At 66.3% G+C, this 18,529-nt stretch carries 21 protein-coding genes and 1 riboswitch; of the genes, 10 read left to right on the top strand and 11 right to left on the bottom strand.

From position 1 onward, the window contains the following. Positions 1-142 precede the first annotated feature (142 nt). Entirely contained in the window at positions 143-460 is a 318-nt protein-coding gene (locus tag ABF648_RS05130; protein ID WP_415631214.1) for a YciI family protein, read from the bottom strand. A 240-nt stretch (positions 461-700) separates the two neighbouring features. Here ABF648_RS05130 and infA point away from each other — a divergent pair, with 240 nt between their 5' ends. The 8 genes from infA to ABF648_RS05090 all read left to right on the top strand — a co-directional run bounded on the left by infA (position 701) and on the right by ABF648_RS05090 (position 5,857). Continuing rightward, positions 701-922 (top strand): translation initiation factor IF-1, encoded by a 222-nt coding sequence (gene infA / locus ABF648_RS05125; RefSeq protein WP_091969323.1) that lies wholly within the window; start codon positions 701-703, stop codon positions 920-922. Between the two features lie 61 nt (positions 923-983). Then, positions 984-1,097 (top strand): 50S ribosomal protein L36, encoded by a 114-nt coding sequence (gene rpmJ, locus ABF648_RS05120; RefSeq protein ID WP_415631213.1) that lies wholly within the window; start codon positions 984-986, stop codon positions 1,095-1,097. A 221-nt stretch (positions 1,098-1,318) separates the two neighbouring features. Then, entirely contained in the window at positions 1,319-1,693 is a 375-nt protein-coding gene (gene rpsM, locus ABF648_RS05115; protein ID WP_415631212.1) for a 30S ribosomal protein S13, read from the top strand. Between the two features lie 44 nt (positions 1,694-1,737). Continuing rightward, on the top strand, positions 1,738-2,148 hold the full coding sequence (gene rpsK, locus ABF648_RS05110; protein ID WP_415631211.1) for a 30S ribosomal protein S11: 411 nt from the start codon (positions 1,738-1,740) through the stop codon (positions 2,146-2,148). 30 nt (positions 2,149-2,178) lie between these two features. Beyond that, complete coding sequence (rpsD, locus tag ABF648_RS05105) at positions 2,179-2,784, top strand: 30S ribosomal protein S4 (protein WP_415631210.1); 606 nt, start codon at positions 2,179-2,181, stop codon at positions 2,782-2,784. A gap of 124 nt (positions 2,785-2,908) precedes the next feature. Next, entirely contained in the window at positions 2,909-3,931 is a 1,023-nt protein-coding gene (locus ABF648_RS05100) for a DNA-directed RNA polymerase subunit alpha (protein ID WP_415631209.1), read from the top strand. A gap of 131 nt (positions 3,932-4,062) precedes the next feature. After that, positions 4,063-4,563 carry a 50S ribosomal protein L17 gene (gene rplQ / locus ABF648_RS05095; protein WP_415631208.1) on the top strand — a complete coding sequence of 167 codons (501 nt, stop codon included), beginning with the start codon at positions 4,063-4,065 and terminating at the stop codon, positions 4,561-4,563. Positions 4,564-4,726: 163 nt separating this feature from the next. Then, positions 4,727-5,857, top strand: a complete 1,131-nt coding sequence (locus ABF648_RS05090; RefSeq protein WP_415631219.1) for a glycosyltransferase — start codon at positions 4,727-4,729, stop codon at positions 5,855-5,857. Between the two features lie 36 nt (positions 5,858-5,893). Here ABF648_RS05090 and ABF648_RS05085 read toward each other — a convergent pair whose 3' ends face one another. The 10 genes from ABF648_RS05085 to trmB all read right to left on the bottom strand — a co-directional run bounded on the left by ABF648_RS05085 (position 5,894) and on the right by trmB (position 16,241). Next, positions 5,894-7,078 carry a ubiquitin-like domain-containing protein gene (locus tag ABF648_RS05085; RefSeq protein ID WP_415631207.1) on the bottom strand — a complete coding sequence of 395 codons (1,185 nt, stop codon included), beginning with the start codon at positions 7,076-7,078 and terminating at the stop codon, positions 5,894-5,896. Between the two features lie 327 nt (positions 7,079-7,405). Then, complete coding sequence (locus ABF648_RS05080) at positions 7,406-8,014, bottom strand: superoxide dismutase (RefSeq protein WP_415631206.1); 609 nt, start codon at positions 8,012-8,014, stop codon at positions 7,406-7,408. Positions 8,015-8,132: 118 nt separating this feature from the next. After that, positions 8,133-8,918 carry an ECF transporter S component gene (locus ABF648_RS05075; RefSeq protein WP_415631218.1) on the bottom strand — a complete coding sequence of 262 codons (786 nt, stop codon included), beginning with the start codon at positions 8,916-8,918 and terminating at the stop codon, positions 8,133-8,135. A gap of 104 nt (positions 8,919-9,022) precedes the next feature. Continuing rightward, positions 9,023-10,618, bottom strand: coding sequence for an ABC transporter ATP-binding protein (locus ABF648_RS05070; protein ID WP_415631205.1), 1,596 nt, complete (start codon positions 10,616-10,618; stop codon positions 9,023-9,025). Then, a complete protein-coding gene (locus ABF648_RS05065) occupies positions 10,615-11,745 on the bottom strand; it encodes a CbiQ family ECF transporter T component (protein WP_415631204.1) in 1,131 nt (376 codons plus the stop codon). Before ABF648_RS05065 ends, ABF648_RS05070 begins: the two co-directional genes overlap by 4 nt. A gap of 12 nt (positions 11,746-11,757) precedes the next feature. Continuing rightward, on the bottom strand, positions 11,758-12,321 hold the full coding sequence (locus ABF648_RS05060; protein WP_415631203.1) for a hypothetical protein: 564 nt from the start codon (positions 12,319-12,321) through the stop codon (positions 11,758-11,760). A gap of 99 nt (positions 12,322-12,420) precedes the next feature. Beyond that, positions 12,421-12,490: riboswitch (cobalamin riboswitch) on the bottom strand. A gap of 65 nt (positions 12,491-12,555) precedes the next feature. Continuing rightward, positions 12,556-13,884: an Ig-like domain-containing protein gene (locus ABF648_RS05055; protein WP_415631202.1), complete on the bottom strand. Its 1,329-nt coding sequence runs from the start codon at positions 13,882-13,884 to the stop codon at positions 12,556-12,558. Positions 13,885-14,062: 178 nt separating this feature from the next. After that, positions 14,063-14,677, bottom strand: coding sequence for a class I SAM-dependent methyltransferase (locus ABF648_RS05050; RefSeq protein ID WP_415631201.1), 615 nt, complete (start codon positions 14,675-14,677; stop codon positions 14,063-14,065). Next, positions 14,674-15,540 (bottom strand): tRNA pseudouridine(38-40) synthase TruA, encoded by an 867-nt coding sequence (truA, locus tag ABF648_RS05045; RefSeq protein ID WP_415631217.1) that lies wholly within the window; start codon positions 15,538-15,540, stop codon positions 14,674-14,676. The genes ABF648_RS05050 and truA overlap by 4 nt, the downstream gene beginning before the upstream one ends. A gap of 29 nt (positions 15,541-15,569) precedes the next feature. Beyond that, positions 15,570-16,241 carry a tRNA (guanosine(46)-N7)-methyltransferase TrmB gene (trmB, locus tag ABF648_RS05040; protein ID WP_415631200.1) on the bottom strand — a complete coding sequence of 224 codons (672 nt, stop codon included), beginning with the start codon at positions 16,239-16,241 and terminating at the stop codon, positions 15,570-15,572. 244 nt (positions 16,242-16,485) lie between these two features. On the opposite strand from trmB, the gene ABF648_RS05035 reads away from it, so the two are divergent. After that, positions 16,486-16,905, top strand: a complete 420-nt coding sequence (locus ABF648_RS05035) for a YccF domain-containing protein (RefSeq protein WP_415631199.1) — start codon at positions 16,486-16,488, stop codon at positions 16,903-16,905. Between the two features lie 446 nt (positions 16,906-17,351). Then, entirely contained in the window at positions 17,352-18,524 is a 1,173-nt protein-coding gene (locus ABF648_RS05030; RefSeq protein ID WP_415631198.1) for a THUMP-like domain-containing protein, read from the top strand. Positions 18,525-18,529 lie beyond the last annotated feature (5 nt).

The raw sequence follows: 18,529 nt of genomic DNA, 5'->3' as shown, positions 1-18,529 counted from the left end.
GGGGCTTTGTTGTGTATGGGATCGCTGGGGGCGGCCTGGGGGGGCAGTTTCGTCCGCCGTGGGGGGGTGGCGCCGGGGCGCGGGGGGCACCGCGCCCGCGGGGGTTCTCCGGGCCGCGGGCGGCAAGCGCCCGCGGGGTTCATCAGGACGTGGCCGGCTTCTGGTCCCTCGTGGCCGCGGCCGCGAAGATGCCGACGACCGGGTTCCAGGCGAGAACGCGGCGCGAGGAGACGATTCCTTCGGTCACCATGGGGTCCGAATCCGACAGCTCTGTGGCGGCATCGATGTCGTCGGCCTTGAAGATGAGCAGCGCCTCCACCGGGTCGGTGTTCGTGAGCGGTCCTGATGCGCGGAGGAGCCCGTTGTCATACAGCGTGGCGAGGTAGGCGCGATGCCGCGGGCGCACTGCGTCGGCGTCCTTCGCGGGATCGTAGGTGTACAGCACTGCGAAGAACGCCATTTTTCCTCCAGGAAGAGTCAGTTCGGATGAGCAGGTCGTGCTGTCATCTTGCCAGCTTCATCGCCGGGTGGTGAGGGCGAGTTTGGTTGCGGGCTGAGCAGTGCGTATGATTGGCGGTCGGTCAGTTGTGTCCGCTCTTTCCGCGTGCCCTGGAGACGTGAGATCGCCATTCGTGCACGGAAGAGCAGACGCGCAGCTTCATGATCAACAGATTGTCCACGATCAAGAGATTGAGAGTTGATGGCGAAGAAAGAGGGATCCCTCGAACTTGAGGGCACCGTCGTCGAAGCCCTGCCCAATGCGATGTTCCGCGTCGAGCTGGACAATGGCCACAAGGTGCTTTCAACGATCAGCGGAAAGATGCGGCAGCACTACATCCGTATCCTTCCTCAAGACCGGGTTGTCGTGGAGCTTTCCCCCTACGACCTCACGCGCGGCCGGATCGTCTACCGGCACAAGTGACTAAGGAAACACCCACAGCCGCGGTGCATCGCGTCCTGTGGCCTACCAGAGGAGAAGCTCGATGAAGGTTCAGCCGAGCGTCAAGAAGATCTGCGAGAACTGCAAGGTGATCCGCCGTCATGGTGTCGTGCGGGTCATCTGCACCAACCCGCGCCACAAGCAGCGTCAGGGCTGAACAGCGCAGACCTTCAAGGACAACTGAACAGCACCACCGATGGTGGTTTGCCCACCATCAACGCACAACGTGAGCGCACGATCGGCTGATGCCGGTCTCACCCCCGGACGAAGGCCGGGGCCCGCTGCCGGGGAAAACAACCCGGGAGGCCAACGGGAACGCCTCACGCCACACACCTTCGCAGCCCGCAAGGGCTGGCAGACCGAGAAAGGTACCGCCTGATGGCACGCCTCCAAGGTGTTGACCTCCCGCGCGAAAAGCGCCTTGAGATCGCACTGACCTACATCTTCGGCATCGGCAAGACCCGTGCCGCCAAGATCCTGGAAGCAACCGGGATCAGCCCGGACATCCGCGTCAAGGACCTCACCGACGATCAGCTCGTCGCGCTCCGTGACTTCATCGACGCCAACTACGAGACCGAGGGCGATCTTCGCCGCACGGTGGCCGCCGACATTCGACGCAAGATCGAAATCGGCACCTACCAGGGCCGTCGTCATCGCGCAGGGCTCCCGGTGCGCGGTCAGCGCACCCGCACCAATGCGCGTACCCGCAAGGGCCGCAAGAAGGCCGTCGCCGGCAAGAAGAAGGTCCGCTGAGCCTCCGGGTGACAGCGGAACCAGGATTCCAGGAGAACTGACTTATGGCTACAGCAGCCCGCAAGCCCACCACGGCGAAGGCCAAGGTGCGGCGCAAGGAAAAGAAGAATGTGGTCTCGGGTGAGGCCCACATCAAGAGCACGTTCAACAACACGATCATCGCGATCACCGATCCCTCCGGTGCGGTCATCGCATGGGCCTCGGCCGGGACCGTCGGTTTCAAGGGCTCCCGCAAGTCCACGCCGTTCGCCGCGCAGATGGCAGCTGAGGCCGCCGGCAGGCGGGCCATGGACCATGGCATGAAGCGCGTCGACGTCTTCGTCAAGGGTCCCGGCTCCGGCCGTGAGACCGCCATCCGTTCGCTCGGTTCGGTCGGCCTGGAGGTGGGCACCATCTCCGATGTCACCCCCGTCCCGCACAACGGATGCCGTCCGCCCAAGCGTCGTCGCGTCTGACCCGAAACAGAAGATAAGGACTGAAGAACAATGGCCCGTTACACCGGTCCCATGACCAAGAAGTCCCGCCGTTACGGGACGGACCTGGTCGGAAATGACAAGGCCTTCGAGCGTCGCCCCTATGCACCTGGCGTGCACGGCCGCGGCCGCACGAAGGATTCCGAGTACTCCCTGCAGCTCAAGGAGAAGCAGAAGGCGCGTTACGCCTACGGCGTGCTCGAGAAGCAGTTCAGCCACTACTACGAAGAGGCCTCGCGCCGTCCGGGCAAGACCGGTGATCTGCTGCTGCAGATCCTGGAGTCCCGTCTCGACAACGTGGTCTACCGCGCCGGTTTTGCGAACACCCGTCGCCAGGCACGTCAGATGGTCAGCCACGGCCACATCCTGGTCAACGGCAAGAAGGTGAACATCCCCAGCTTCCGCGTCGCCCCGCTCGACATCGTCGACGTGCGCCCGAAGAGCCTGGAGATGACACCCTTCGTGATCGCCCGGGAGACCTTCGGCGAGCGCGAGGTCCCGGCCTGGCTCACAGTCAAGCCCAACCGGATGCGCATCCTCGTGCACCAGCTGCCCAGCCGTGACCAGATCACCGTGGACGTCAACGAACAGGCAATCGTCGAGCTCTACTCGAAGTAACCGCAGGCAGGCGGCCCCGGTGGCAACGCCGGTGCCGCTCGTCGCCTGTCCCGGCGCCCGGGGTGGTCCCGGCGCCGATCCCCATCGCCCCCTCATATAGCGGTCGGGGCGGAAAGGAACAAGAATGCTCATCGCCCAGCGTCCGACCCTGTCGGAAGAGGTTCTCAACGACCTTCGCTCGCGATTCGTCATCGAACCCCTCGAGCCTGGCTTCGGCTACACGCTCGGCAACTCACTGCGCCGTACCCTGCTCAGCTCGATCCCCGGTGCCTCGATCACCTCCATCAAGATCGAGGGCAATCAGCACGAGTTCAGCACCCTGCCCGGTGTGGTCGAGGACGTCACCGAGATCATCCTCAACCTCAAGTCGCTGGTGCTGTCCAGCGAGGAGGACGAACCGGTGCCGATGTACCTGCGTAAGTCCGGCGCCGGTGAGGTCACCGCCGGGGACATCGCCACCCCTGCCGGCGTGGAGATCTACAACCCCGAGATGCACATCGCCACCCTCGGCGAGGAGGGCTCCATCGAGATGGAGCTGGTCGTGGAACGCGGCCGTGGCTATGTCTCGAACGCCCAGAACAACAATCCTGACGCCGAGATCGGCCGTATTCCGGTGGATTCCATCTACTCCCCGGTGCTGAAGGTGAGCTACAAGGTGGAGGCCACCCGTGTGGAGACCCGCACCGACTTCGACCGCCTCATCATCGACGTCGAGACCAAGCCCTCGATCCATCCCCGCGACGCGGTGGCCTCGGCCGGCAAAACCCTGGTCGAGCTGTTCGGGCTGTTCCGTGAGCTCAACACCGAGGCCGAGGGCGTCGAGATGGGCCCGAGCCCCGTCGACGAGCAACTCGCCGCAGACCTGGCGCTGCCGGTGGAGGACCTCAATCTCACCGTTCGGTCCTACAACTGCCTCAAGCGCGAGGGCATCCACACCGTGGGCGAGCTGGTCAGCCGCTCCGAGCAGGACCTCCTCGACATCCGCAACTTCGGTTCCAAGTCGATCGACGAGGTCAAGGCCAAGCTCACCGAGCTCGGACTGGCCCTCAAGGACAGCGCTCCTGGCTTCGACCCGCTCGCTGCGGCCGACAATTACCAGGACGAAGAAGACGACGGCGGGGACTTCGCCGAGACCGAGCAGTACTGACAGATGCATCACGCCCCAGGGCGTGGACAGCCAAATGACGCCGTGGGCGTGGATGATTCACCACCTGGGCCTGCGGCGTCAATGAACAACAACCAGTGCCACACGGTGCTGGCCGAACAATGGAGTGAGAAATGCCCAAGCCCACCAAGGGTCCTCGCATCGGCGGCAGTCCGTCCCACGAGCGGATCATCATGGCGAATCTGGCCACGCAGCTGTTCGAGCACGGCCAGATCACCACGACCCAGACTCGTGCCCGCCGCGTCCAGCCGCTGGCCGAGACGCTGGTGACCAAGGCGAAGCGCGGTGACCTCCACGCCCGTCGGCTGGCTGCCAAGACCATTCGCGACAAGTTCGTGCTGAGCCGGCTGTTCGATGAGATCGCACCCGCCATGGAAGGCCGCGAGGGCGGCTACACCCGGATCACCAAGATCGGTTCCCGCAAGGGTGACAATGCCCCGATGGCCGTCATTGCGCTGATCACCGAGCCTGTCGCTGCTGGCACTGATTCCCAGGCCGCTGCTCCCGTCGTCACCGAGGCCGAGCCCGAGGCTGCCGAGACCACAGCTGAGGAGCCTGGGGCCGCTGAGGTTTCTGACAAGGCTGCCGACGCGGAGCCTGCCACAGCCGAGTGACACACAGCGACCGTCAGGTGCGAGGGTGTCCTGCAGTCATCCTGAGTGACAGGTGTTCGCCGGTGCCCGGCGCCCGCTTCTCGACCACGGCGCTCAGCGCCCGCTTCTCGACCACGGCGCTCAGCGCCTGGCGGCATCGTTTCGTGTGCTCTCCGGAGCCGGTGTGCGCGTGATGCGAATCGCACAGCTCGCCAACTTCGTGGGCCCCTCATCGGGGGGCATGCGCGTCGCCATTGAGGCGATGGGTGAGGGATATGTCGCTGCCGGGCACGAGCGGATGCTGGTCATCCCCGGGCCGGAGGACAGCTGCCAGGAGACCGGTCAAGGTCTGATCGTCACCATTCGCTCGCCGAGGGTGTCGAGTGCCTACCGGATGGTCGCCCGCCCGTGGCAGGCGCAGAGGGCGCTGGAAGAATTCGCTCCCACCAGCATCGAGTGTTCGGACAAGATGACCCTGGCTTCAGCTGCGCGATGGGCCGCGCGCACCGGGGTGGGCTCGGTGCTGTTCAGCCATGAGCGGCTCGACGACATGGTGGCCGGCTGGATGCGCCATCGGGTGGACATAAGCCCGATGGTGGGGGTGCTCGACCGTCATCTCGCCAAACTCTTCGACCGGGTCGTGGTGACCTCGCGCTATTCAGCCGGCGAGTTCGCCAACACCGAGGCATCTCTGCGGCGGGTGCCGCTCGGCGTCGATCTGGAGACCTTCTGCCCCGGGGCGGGCCGGGTCCCGGGCGGCATTCCCGTCACCGGGCGGCCCCTTCGGCTATGCCTGGTGGGACGCCTCTCCCATGAGAAGAGCCCCGACCTGGCAGTGGCGACCGCCGTGGAACTGCACCGGCGAGGGGTCCCGGTGGAACTGCATGTCTTCGGGGGAGGCCCCGACGAGGGTGAACTGCGCGAGCTGGTGCAGGATGCGCCGGTGTACTTTCATGGCTTCGTTGCCGACAGGGCAGAACTGGCCGGTCGTATCGCCAGCTGCGACATCTCCCTTTCGGTCTGCCCCACCGAGACCTTCGGGCTGGCCGTTCTGGAGGCGCTGGCCTGCGGAACCCCGGTGGTCACCGCCGACGAGGGTGGCGCCCACGAGCTGGTCGATGTCGGGAGCGGTGAGGCGGGTCCCCCCGATCCGGCAAGCCTGGCCGATGCGGTGATGCGCCTGGCCTCACGGCTGGGGGACGGCCAAAGGCGTGCAGCTCGGCACCGAGCCGAGGGGTACACCTGGCAGGCAACAGTCGACGCGATGATTGCGATTCACGCCGAAGTGGCCGAGCTGGCGGGTCTGCGGGGCTGACGAGCCGGGTCGGCGCCGTGAGGTGGTCGATCTGCCTCAGGCGGCACCGGCGCAGCCCCAGGGCGACAGCCCGCGGGATGCGTAGATGGTGTTGGCTACCGTGATCTGCTGTTCGCGTGTGGCCTGGCTGGCCGTGGGGGCGTACTTCCCGCCCCCAGCGCTGAGCCAGGTGCCGGAGTCGAACTGGAGGCCGCCGGAGTAGCCGTTGCCGGTGGAGATGCTCCAGTTGCCAGAGGACTCGCACTGGGCGATGCGATCCCACATTTCGGAATTGGCGGTGTTGAGACCGTCACTGGAGGATTCCGACTGCGATGCAGATGCGCTGGCGGAACTGGAACTGCTTGAGCTGCTGGAATTGCTCGAAGTGCTCGAAGTGCTGGCCGTGCTGGTGTCCTTCGTGCCCACCAGGTCGACCTCGTCAACCGGCTGAGTGGTCACGGACTCGGACACGCGCTCGCGACTCCGCTCCTTGCCGTCCACGGCGGTGACAGACCATGTGACCGTCTTCTTGCCGTTCACACCCTGGGTCTTCACCTTCGTGGTGCCCTTGGCCAGGGTGTCGTCGTTGGTCTTCTTCACCTGGAAGGGGATGTCCTCGGTGGTCGTCTGCTGCTGAGCATTGACTCGCGAGATGCTGATCGTGGAGTTGTCGGCGGGGGCGGCGTCGAGGTCGGTACTCGCAGCGTCCTGGGGGCCCATGGTGATGCCGTGCTGTGCAAGCATGTCCTTCAGAGTTGCCGCGGTGGTGTCGATGACGATCGTCTTGCCGTCGACCTGCACCGTGACCTGCTTGGCCGTGTCGGCCGAGAGTGTGATGCCGCCGCGGGGAACAGCGGTGTCCTTCGGCACGGACAGCTGCGTCTTGTCGGGATTGAGGCCGAGCTGGGCCAGCACAGCGGTCAATGACGGGGAGGTTGTCCACAGCGTATGGACGGTGCCGTTGACGGTGATGGTGACCAGGCGGCCGTACTTGACCTCGACATTCTGGTCGTCGCGCAAGGCGGTGCTGATACTCGGGGTCACCTGGTCGTGCTCGCTGAGTTGGATGTTCTGGGCTCTCAGCACATCCCCGACGGTGCCGCTGAGATGGTGCACCTGGCGCTGCTGGCCGTCGACACTGAGGTTCACATTCGTGTCAGCAGCGGCATAACCCACACCACCTGCAGTCAGGCTGAGGATGCCGACACCAACAGCCAGCGCAGTGGTGAGAGATTTCTTCACGTGGTGCTCCCGCAGATTCGTTCGTCACTGATGGCACGGGGAATGTACCGAGGGTGAACCCAAGCTTAAGGCATTGCTGAGAATCTGCAAAGAGAAGGCAAAGAGAAGAGGGTCTTGCTCTCAGGAATTGGAGAAGGGCGACGACTGCGCTGAATCAGTCGGGGTGCATGGCGTCGAGACCGTGCGAAATCCGTCCCTCGATGGCCTGAGGCCCAGGTGGGGTCCGTGAGGAATCGCGTGATGCTTTCCGCACGCCTTGCCTGCCCACGACGCAACGATGCCCCCGCGCTCGGCGCGGGGGCATCGAAAGAGTTCAGCGTGTGGCGGTCAGGCGGCCTTGGCAGTGGCGAAGCGCTCAGCGACGTCGGCCCAGTTGACGACATTCCACCAGTTCTTCACGTAGTCAGCCTTGACGTTCTTGTACTGCAGGTAGAAGGCGTGCTCCCACATGTCCAGCTGCAGCAGCGGCACGGCGCCGGCCGGCAGATTGTTCTGGTGGTCGAAGAACTGCAGGGTGATCAGCTGCTTGCCCAGCGGGTCCCATGCCAGCGAGGCCCAACCGGAGCCCTGGATACCGAGGGCTGCGGCGCCGAACTGCGCCTTGAGGGAGTCGAAGCTGCCGAAGAATTCCTTGACGGCGTCGGCCAGCTCACCGGTCGGTGCCTCGGGAACACTGCCCTTGGGCCCCATGTTCTTCCAGAACACCGAGTGATTCACATGGCCTGCGAGATTGAAGGCCAGGTCCTTCTCAAGCTTGTTGATGACCCCGAAGTCACCCTTGTCACGGGCCTCAGCGAGCTTGTCCAGGGCGGTGTTCGCACCGTCCACATAGGTCTTGTGGTGCTTGTCATGGTGCAGCTGCATGATCTCGCCCGAGATGAAGGGCTCGAGGGCGGAGTAGTCGTAAGGCAAATCCGGCAGAGTGTAAACAGCCATGTCTCCTCGTTCCGTATGTGATGTGTTGTTGTGTCTGACCTTCGTGACCACGGGGGTGATGCTTGCGGAAAGGCCCCGCTGCGCCGGTCATCGCGTACAACCGGGCCCGGCGCGGTAGTTATTCCCCCTTCGGCAGGGCGGGATTCAGCGTGAAGCTGCCCTGGCGCGCCGTGCGGCGCAAGATGCGCAACAGGGGATGACCCAGTATCGCGATGAGTACGACATTGGTAATGGCCCTCCCCAGATTCCAACCCATCGATGTCACCGTGTTGACCACGAGGAATGTGTGGATGTTGTGCCAGGGCGTGGCCTGCGGGTCGAACCCGCCCTGAGTGCCATTTCCCAGTCCGGCGGCGAACGGCCAGAAGGCGAAGTCCATCAGATAGCCGTAGAGGAAGGCGGAAAGGAATCCGTAGCCGCCGAGCATCACGATCTCTCCCGGCGAGCCAGGCCGGGGGTGACGTCGTGGCAGCAGGCCCGGGAGGAGTCCGACGAACCCGGCGGCGAGCATCTGGTAGGGCAGCCAGGTGCCCACGCCCCCCGTCATCAGTGCAGATGCGAACATCGTGAGAGTGCCCAGCATGAAGCCGAAGCTCGGTCCGAACACCCGCCCGGCGAGGATCATGAGGAAGAAGACGGTCTCGATGCCGGCGGTGCCCGCGCTGAGCGGACGTACAACCGCCCCGATTGCGGTGAGCACCCCGAGCATGGCGAGCGCCTTCACGTCCAGGTCGTTGTTCGACAACTCGCTGATCAGCAGTGCGAGGACGACCGCCATGATCGCAGCCATGACGAAGGGCGTCGCAGTGCGCCCCGAGGAGTCGGATCCGAGCAGGGCACCCGGACGCAGGAACAGTGGCCAGAGGAAGGCGACCGCCCCGGTGACCGAGGCAAGTGCCAACATGACTGCGGCTCGACCGGACAGCCGGGGGCGGATCTCGGGCAGCGGCCGGCTCAGTTCCGACTCGGTGGACGGTGAGGTGATCGTCGGGGCCCTCAGGGCTGTGCTCATGATCTGTTGCTCCCGGCCAGTGCGTCGGACACGGTGAGGATCGGGTGGGGCCAGAAGACCTTGGCGAGCTGGGGGGAGAAGCTCGGTGAGCTGGTGCACGTGGTTCGCGTGGGGCCGTCGGCGATGATCTCGCCGTCGGCCATGACGACAGTCCGTTCGGTGCTTGCGGCGGCGAACTCGACATCATGGGTCGAAATGATGACGCAGGTTCCGTTGGCTGCCAGTTCCTGCACCGTGCTCGCCAGACGAGCCTTGGTCGCGTAGTCGAGGCCCCTTGTCGGTTCGTCGAGCAGGATCACCTGCGGACGGCTGGCGAGTTGGATCGCCAGCACGAGAGCCAGTCGTTGACCTTCGGACAGATCGTGCGGGTCGTGTTGCAGCGGGAGCTCGACATCGAGCTCTCGCAGCAGTGCCAGTGTGGTGCCCGGTGGCTGCTCGCTCTCCTTGTCAGCCTGTTCGCACTCGGCGGCGCCAGTGGGCAGGTAGAGCAGATCGGCTGCGGTCTGGGGGACGAGGGTGACCAGTCGCCGGGCCTTCGTCGCGCTCGCTGTTCGGGGGTCCTCACCGTGCACCTCGACGCCCCCGGAACTCTCCACCGCGCCCTGCATGGCCCACAGCAAGGAGCTCTTCCCTGCGCCGTTGCGTCCCATGACGGCGGTGATCTCCCCGGCCCGGAAACGTGCGCTCAACCCGTTGACCGCCACGAGTTCCCCGTAGCGCACACCGAGATCCTCGACGCTGAGCACGGTCTCGCCCGCCGACGTGCACCTGACCGGCGGATCGGTGACATGGATCCCCAGCTGTTTGACGCGCCGGCGGGCATCGCGAACCGTGAGCGGCACACTGGGCCAGCCCAGGGCCTGCGCCAGGCTCACCAGTGGTGGACGGACATCGGTCCTGGCCAGCACCTTGTCCGCCGGTCCGAGGTGGACCGAGCCGTCGCCGGGCAGCCAGGCGACGGTGTCGGCGAATTCCATCACCCTTTCCAGCCGGTGCTCGGCAAGCACGACAGTCAACCCGACCTCGTGGACCAGCGTCGTGATCGAGGCGAGCACGTCCTGGGCGGCCGTCGGGTCCAGCGCGCTGGTGGGCTCGTCGAGTACCAGGATCCGCGGCTGGGCGGCGAGCACTGCCGCGATGGCGACGCGCTGTTGCTGGCCGCCGGACAGGTCGAGCAGAGGCCGGCGGCGCAGGTCGGCGATACCCATCAGGTCGAGGGTCTCCTCGACTCGTTTGCGCATGGTTGCGGGTGCCAGACCGAGCTGTTCCATGCCGTAGGCAATCTCGTCCTCGACCCGGTCGGTGACGAAACTGGCGAGCGGGTTCTGACCGACGCTGCCCACCACGCTCGCCAGGTCCCGGGGCCGGTGGGTGCGGGTGGAATGCCCGTCGACCGTCACCGTGCCGGTCAGACGCCCGCCCGCGAACCAGGGAACCAGGCCGTTGATGGCATTGAGCAGCGTTGACTTGCCGGTACCGGTGCGTCCGACGAGCAGACACAGGTCGCCGTCCTGCACGTGGAAGCTGACGTCGTCGAGGACCTTCGGCGCGCTGACGCCGTAGGAGTAGCTCACGTGGTCGAAGGTGATCATGCCTCACCCGCCGGTGGAGTCGTCGTGACGGCGATCGGCACCAGGACCAGCGCCACGATGACGAGCATGAGTGGGTGCAGTGGCGGCCAGCCCACCGGGCTGTTCGTCGGCGTCGCCACCGAGGGCGCTGTCCTGGTGAGCGCGATTGTCGCCATCAGTGTTCCCAGGCCGGCGAGAGCCGTGACGTGCTCGCGGGCCTGCCAGGGTTCTGGACGATATCTGGTGACGGCCAGTTGGCGCCCCGAGATGCGCAGCGCCGCCACCGCGGCGACCAGCCCTGCGGAAAGACTGGTCAGCGCCAGCGGCGCACCGTCGGACAAGGACAACAGCGCGAAGGTTCCGAAACCGAGCAGCGCGAGCGAGGCGAGCATCGCCAGCCCCGCTCCCCGTCCGACGCGGGCATGGTTGCGGGTCGAGCCGTAGCCGCGCGACTCCATGCCCGCTGCCAGGCTCATCGAACGTTCCACCGCGTCCTGCAGGACCGGGACGATGAGGGCGCACGCTGCGCGGAAGCCCTTCGCCCCGGCGCCGCGCAGTCGGCGCGCCCGGCGCACCCGTTGTGCGGACTCGATGAGCTGGGGGGCCACCGACATCGCGATGACCAGCGCTGTGGAGACCTCATAGAGGGCCGAGGGCACCGAACGCAGCGCCCGCTTGGGGTTGGCCAGTGCATTCGCGGAGCCGAGGCAGATGATCATGGCGGCCAGTCGCCCGGCATCCGAAAGGGTGAACACAATGCCTTCCAAGGTCACAGGTCCGCCGATCTGGATGCCGGCGGCCCACGCCGGAAGCGCAATCCGGGGCAGTGTGAACAACACTGTGCCGTAGCGGATCCCGCCGATGGTGATCTGGAAGGCCAGCCGGGTGAGCACGATGATGCCCGCCAACCACAGGTAGAGGCCCATTGCCCGGGCCCATGGTGCGTCGCTGCGGCGACTGACGACGACGACGGTGACTGCCGCACAGACCAGCACGATGAGGGCGAGATTGTGGGTGAGACTCACCGCCGCTGCGGCGCCGATGGCCCAGCACCACCACGCCCAGGGATGGGTCGCCCTGCGTGTGGCGGTGATCACCGGAGGCGCCGCAACGACCGGGTTGGTCGGGCGGGCGAGGAGTCTGCTCACAGTTGGGATTGTTCAGGCGGCGGCGGAGGCGGTCTGGGATGCGCTCGCCGAGGCGCTCTCACTGGACGAGTCACTGGCGGCGCTGCTGGCCGGAGCCGAGATGCCCTGTGCGCCCTGGGGTGTGCAGTCCGAGCCGTAGCACCAACCCTCGACGGAACCGGCCTCAGGCTTGGAGCTGTCCGAGCCGACCTGGTAGAACTGCCAGGTACCACCGGGGGTGGCGTGGTAGTAGTGCCAGAACTTGTCGTAGGTCGTCGGGCAGGTTTCGGGATAGTCGCCGATGGTGCAGATGAACTGCCCCTTCGGGTCCCGGGTGATGTTCAGGTTGGCAGCTTGGAGTGCTGCGGTGCCCGTGGCCGGATTGTCGACGCATTCATTGGCCAGCACCTTGCTGGTATCGGTGGAGACCACCAGCCACACCTTGCCTGCATCCGTGCACTGGCTCTGCGACAGGGCACTTGCAGTCGACGAGGGGCTGGACGTTGAGCTTGCTGAATTCGACGACGCACATCCGACGAGGCTCACGGCTGCACACAGCCCGAGAGCGGCGGCGGCAATCCTGGGGGCGGTCTTCATCGTTCTTCCTTTCACGAGGCGTCGGGTTGCAGCGCCCCGGGCAGGAACGTCGCTCCCACCGCGGCCTCGACGGTTAGCGGAGCAGTCACCATCAGCCCTGGGCATTCCGACTCCCGTCTGTTGACGGATCACGGTTGCGGGTCAGTTCCGGCTTCTCACCGGATTCCCCCGGGGCGATCGTGTGCGTCACAGCTTATCCTCAGTGGCACCCGGTACCGGCCCCAACCGGCCCTTTCAGCCGAGGTGCATGAGCCGGCGGAGCAAGGTCTCCATGGCGGCACGGTGCATGTTCCCCGAGGATCGGCAGTGCTTGATTTCGTGAGCCGTGCCCGGCCCCGCGAAGATGCCGTGTCGCGCCAGCCAGTCCATGACGGTGTCGTGCACAGTGCATGTCGGCTCTTCCACCAACGGTGGCACGACTACCGGATGGCCCAGTACCGTCACCAGTGCCGAACCGGAGCTCTGACCGGAGACCGGAGTTCCCGAGTGGTCACCCCTCTCCGTGTAGGTGATGGTTGCCGTTCCCGGACGCATCCCGGTGACGGTGCCGTCGGGTGAAACCCTCGCCACGCCAGGGTCGGACGAAGTGAACGTCCCGTCAGCTGCCACATCCGCCGGATCCACGGTGAACGTCTCCTTGCGGAACTGGCTGTCAGAGACCCACAGCACCTGCATCCGTTCACCTGAACCTGACTGCAGATGCGGAACCGGTAGCGTTGCCGAATCGACGGTGATGAGGCCGGGTGCCGCCAAGAACGGAACCGCCACGGTGCCGGATGGACCCGTCCCGTCCGACGGGTCGGAGGTGTCGTCGCCGAGCTCTCCGACATCCACCGCGTAGCCGTCCGACAAGGTGATGCGTGCCATGCCGACGGAGCTGTTCTCCGGGGTCACGATGAGGTAGTAGTGCCCGTCAGCCTGGTTGAACTCTCCGTTGGCCGCCAGATAAGCCGGTTTCTCCGCGTTGTACCCCTGCGTGATGGTTGCAGCGGGGTCGGAGTGGCCGAAGCCCAGCACCTCCCCGTTCGATCTCCGCCCGCTGGGAGCCTGCACCCCGCCCGGATCGTCCGGGTTCGACGGAAGGGCGAATGACCAGTCCGGCCGCAGGTGCGTGGTGAATACCGATGCTTCTGCCGCACGCTGCTGTGCGATCGCCTCCATCGAGTCGGACCACACGATGTTCACATAGCTGGACTCCGATCGGCCGACGGAGGCCAGGTACTCCTTGACACCCTGCGGGGGAGCGCCGTTCACCTGGACCGGGATGTCCTCGTCGTAGGCGGCCTGCCGGGTTGCGCGGGTCGCGTCGAGGGTCGCGGTGCGGGTTGCCGCCCGGTCATAGCTGCCAGTGATCGATGCGTGCATCACGGGACCGGTCGCATCGGGATTCTGCGAGGCCTGGTCCCCGATCCGACCGGTGCCCAGCGTCGCACCGAATACGCCGACTGGGTATCCCGGGGTCGTCTCGGCGGAGGCGGCAGCCGGAAGCACCGCAGCTGTTGCGACCAGGACTGCGAGGGGGAGTCCGGATACTGCGAACCGCAGGGTTGAGATGTGCGTCATCGTCCGCATCCCTTCCTGCCCCTGGCCGGCCGGTGCGGCCAGGCATGCCAATCGCACCATCCGGAACGGCGTTGACGCCATCCCCGACGAGGCAATCCGCTGATTGTTGGTGAAGACTCAGCACTTCTTCAGGCTGGTAAGGGATGCTGTGGCGACATTCCTGCAGCGTTCTGGCTTCTCAGTTGCTTTCTGCGGCCGTGCCACGCCGCACCCGCAGCACCCGGAAACCCTTGGCAGAGCCGACGCGGGTGGCGTCCCAGCCCTGCTCGGTCAACCAGCTGAGCAGTGAATCGGCGCCGAGGTTCTTGCCCGCCACCAGGTGTGCAGCGCCGTCGGGAGCGAGTCTGGCGAGCCACAGTTCCAGCAGCTCGTGGAGGGCCTGCTTGCCGACCCGGATCGGCGGGTTGGACCAGATCTCGTCATAGCGCGCGTCCGGGTCGGACTGCTCGGGCGTCATGGCGTGCAGCCGCCCGGTCAGTCCGAGTTTCTCGGCGTTGTGCGCGGTGAGCTCGACGGCACGCAGGTTGACGTCCACGGCATCCACGGTGGCCTGGGGACAGGCAAGCGCCAGGCCTACCGCGATCGGTCCGAAACCGCAGCCGAGGTCGAGCAGACGGCAGGGGCGATCCTGGGGCGGGTCAACCGTGCGTAGCAATACCGAGGTGCCCAGGTCGAGGCGATGCTGGCTGAACACCCCGGGCGCGGAATCCAGCTCGACCTCTCGTCCCCACAGTCTGGTGCGCACCGGATGCAGTTCGGCTGGGCCCTGAGGGGTGATGAAGTAGTGGCTCATGACTGGCCTGTCTGGTCGAGGACTTCCATGGGGAGTGTTGTGGCTTCCGCCACGCGGTCCAGGGTGCGGGTTGCTCGGGATTGGGATGCGCGCAGGGCCAGCTGGCCGTCTGGGGGATAGCCGACCTCCTCCAGGCACAGCCCGGCAGCCGGCATCACGGTGATGGCCCCGTCGCGTCGGGTTCGGCTGAGCAGCTGGCCGATCCACTCCGGTCGTTGCCGGCTCAGTCCGATCGCCACCAGAGCACCGGCCAGGGAGCGCACCATGGAGCGGCAGAAGGCATCCGCCCGCACGGTCAGCTCGATGGTGCCCGCCCGGTCGGTGTTGCGCCGGACGTGGCACTCGAGCAGGGTGCGCACCGTGGTGGCGTGCTCGCGGCGCTTGGCGAAGGCCACAAAATTGTGCAGCCCGAGCAGTTCCTGGCCGGCCCGGACCATCCGTTCGATGTCGAGAGCGCCCGGAACCGTGACCACCTCGCGCCGCAGCAGCGGGTCCGGCAGTGAGGCGGCGTCCCACAGCCGGTAGACATAGCGCCGCCAGACTGCGGCGAAGCGCGCGTCGAAGCCCTCCGGCGCACGACTCACCCGTGATACCACGATGTCGGGCGGAAGCACCTTGGCCAGTCGCGCAGACAGCTCACCAGGGTCGATCGTGCACGGCAGATCCACATGGGCCACCTGCCCCCGCGCATGCACCCCGGCGTCCGTGCGTCCGGCCACGATCAACCGCGTGCCGCCCGCGCCCGGCAGAATCCGGTTCATCCACTCGGTGATGACGCCTTCCACCGTGCGCATCCCCGGTTGGATGGCCCAGCCATGGAAGTCGGTGCCGTCATAGCCGATGTCGAGGCGCAGACGGCGGATCCCCGTTCCGGTGCATGTGGTCGGGCCGCTCATCGGCTGGCTGCCCTGCGATAGACCAGATCACGCACGGTGCGCCCGGCATCCAGGCCGCGTCGTTCGAAGCGTGTGACCGGACGATCAGGCCTCGGCGCCCAACCGCCCGGATGGTCTGCGTAGGCGTTGACCAGACCAGGCGTCCCATCGCACACCCGGTGCATCTGCTCGGCATAGCTCGCCCAGTCGGTGGCCATCCGCCAGGCCCCGCCCTCGACAAGCCGGGACGCCACCAGTGCGGCGAATTCAGGCTGCACCAGGCGGCGCTTGTGGTGCCGCTTCTTCGGCCACGGGTCTGGGAAGAAGGTCCACAGCTCCGCGAGGGTACCGGGTGCGATCAGCTCGCGCAGCCCCTCGGCGCCGTCTGCGGAGATCAGCCGGACGTTGCGCGCACCGGCTCGGTCGAGCTTGCCCATGGTGGACGCGATCGCCGGGGCGTAGACCTCGAAGGCCAGCACGTTGAATTCGGGACGCACCACTGACATGGCCGTCAGGGAGTCGCCCACCCCGGAGCCGATCTCGATGGCCAACGGCGCCCTGCGTCCGAATGCCTGCTCGAGATCGAGGTGGCAACCGCGCCGCACCGAGGTGGTCAGTTCATCGCGAGGTACCTCGAGCAGATAGTGCCCGGCCAGGGTATCCATGGCGTGGTGCTGCGAGGCGTTCATCCGCGGGCTTCGCCGTACGAACGAGACGATCCCGCGGCGATCCCCGGAACGAGGGTCGGCCGGGGGGTTCAAGACCTGAGACACGATGCCCCAGCTTACCGGGCGGGAAACAGCGCAATGTCGCGATGGACGGCAAAGTTGGTGCGTGTACACGTCACGAGTGACGTCCATCAGCGATGTGGTTCCACTTCCGGCCATAGGCTCATCAGCAAGAGGCAGAACCCCAGGAAAGGAAGCACTCACCATGCCCAAACCCCTGTCAACCATCCTCAATGTGCTGTGGCTCGTCTTCGGCGGCATCGAACTCGCCCTCGCCTATGTACTCGCCGGGATCATCGCCTGCCTGCTCATCATCACCATTCCCGCTGGGATCGCATCCTTCCGGATGGCCCGCTATGTCGTGTGGCCCTTCGGCAGGACGGTGACGCGCAAGCCCGGCGCAGGCACCGGCTCGACGCTGATGAATGTCATCTGGTTCATCGTGGTGGGCTGGCTGCTCGCCGTGATGCACGTCGTCGTGGCCATTGTCCAGAGCATCACGATCATCGGTGTCGCCAATGCCGTGGTGAGTATCAAGATGATCCCGGTCAGCGTCTTCCCGTTCGGCAAGCAGATCGTCGCCTCGGGCCACTCGCAGAACCAGCGCCAGGGCTTCACCCGCTGACAGGAACAGGAGCAGGCCACATCGCCACCGGCGCATGGCTTCCTGCCTCAGTGGGATGCACGATCCCACTGAGGCGACAACCGAATTCACAGCCAGGGCAGCATGAACCACACTTGTCAAGCGGCCCGGAATGCACAATTCACCCCCGGGCGAGGACCTCTGTGATTTCCGGCCCAGAACCAGACGAGTGTTCGAAATACGGACACCCGGTTCGGCCCCTTCCCGTGGGCGCCCCGAACTGTCGAACCGGGGAACAGGGCGGATCACCGCCGTGCTGTGCGGAAATGCTGCAGCAGCGTGAGGGGCTTTTCAGCCGCAGAGCGTGGGCACGTCCCACCGCTGCAACCAGGCCAGCCCTGTGATCGCTGTGACGCCGGTTCCGCCTGCGAAGCGTGATGACTGGCCCGCAGAGGCCAGGACACGAGACCAGGACATAGCGTGGGGGTGTGCAGCTGGAGATCGCGCAGGCGCTGACCACCGAGCAGGGCAGGCAGGCCATTGCGCTGGCCGCTGGCCTGCACGACCCCGACTCGATGCGTGCCGCCCAGGCGATGCGAAACCAGTTTCCGCCAGAAGTTGCTGCGGCCGCCCTCACGCAGGTGGAACTCCAGCGAAAGGGCCGCACCAAGCTGGGCGAGCGCACCGGTGAACTGCTGTGGACCCGAGATGGCCTCGAGCAGGCGACCCGAGCCACCGTGGCCCGATGGCGCGCCGGGCTGTTCGCCAAAGCGGGCATGACACGGGTGGTCGACCTCGGCTGTGGCATCGGTGCCGATGCACTGGCCTTCCTCGACGCAGGCCTCGCGGTCACAGCGGTGGAGATCGACCCGGCCACCGCGTGCCTGGCTGCGCACAATCTGCCCACTGCCGAGGTGATCTGCGGCGATGCCGTCGAGCTCGCACCGGAGCTGTTGCGCGATGCCGACGACACGACATGTGTCTTCCTCGACCCGGCACGTCGCACCGCCCGCGGCCGCAGCTGGCGGATCGAGGACCTCAGCCCTTCGTGGGACTTCCTCGCCGGGCTCCTCGACGAGCGTCACCCGCTGTGCGCCAAGCTGGGCCCGGGCATCCCCGGCGGGCTGCTCCCCGCATCGGCCGATGCCATCTGGGTGAGCGAGCATGGTGATCTCGTCGAATGCGGACTGTGGGCACTGCCTGGCAGACAGGGCAGACGCAGCGCAGTGCTGCTACCCCAAGGCCTCCGCGCCGACGCCGACCCGACCACCGACAGGCTGCCTGTCGGCCCTCCCGGCCGCTATCTCCACGAACCCGACCCGGCCCTCAGCCGGGCAGGAGCTGTTGCCGCGATCGGCCCGGGCCTGTGGCGGCTGGACCCGAAGGTGGCCTACTACTGCTCCCAGGAGCTCATCGACACGCCATGGGCAAGCACTTTCGAGATCCTCGACGTCCTCGATCCGAGCCCCAGGGTGCTGCGCCGCTGGGTCGCCGAACACCACATCGGCCGGCTGGAGATCAAGAAGCGCGCGGTCGACATCGACCCCGCCGTGCTGCGCAAGACCCTTCGTCCCAGGGGTCCGGACGCCGCCACTTTCATCCTCACTCCAACCCCCGATGGCACCCGTGCCCTGGTGGCCAGCCGCATCACTCGAAGCTGACTGGC

Source organism: Propionibacterium sp. (genome assembly GCF_047719395.1).
In the GTDB taxonomy this organism is placed as follows: domain Bacteria; phylum Actinomycetota; class Actinomycetes; order Propionibacteriales; family Propionibacteriaceae; genus Propionibacterium.
Note: the sequence above shows the minus strand (reverse complement) of the source record. Positions and strands in the feature narration are given on the sequence as shown.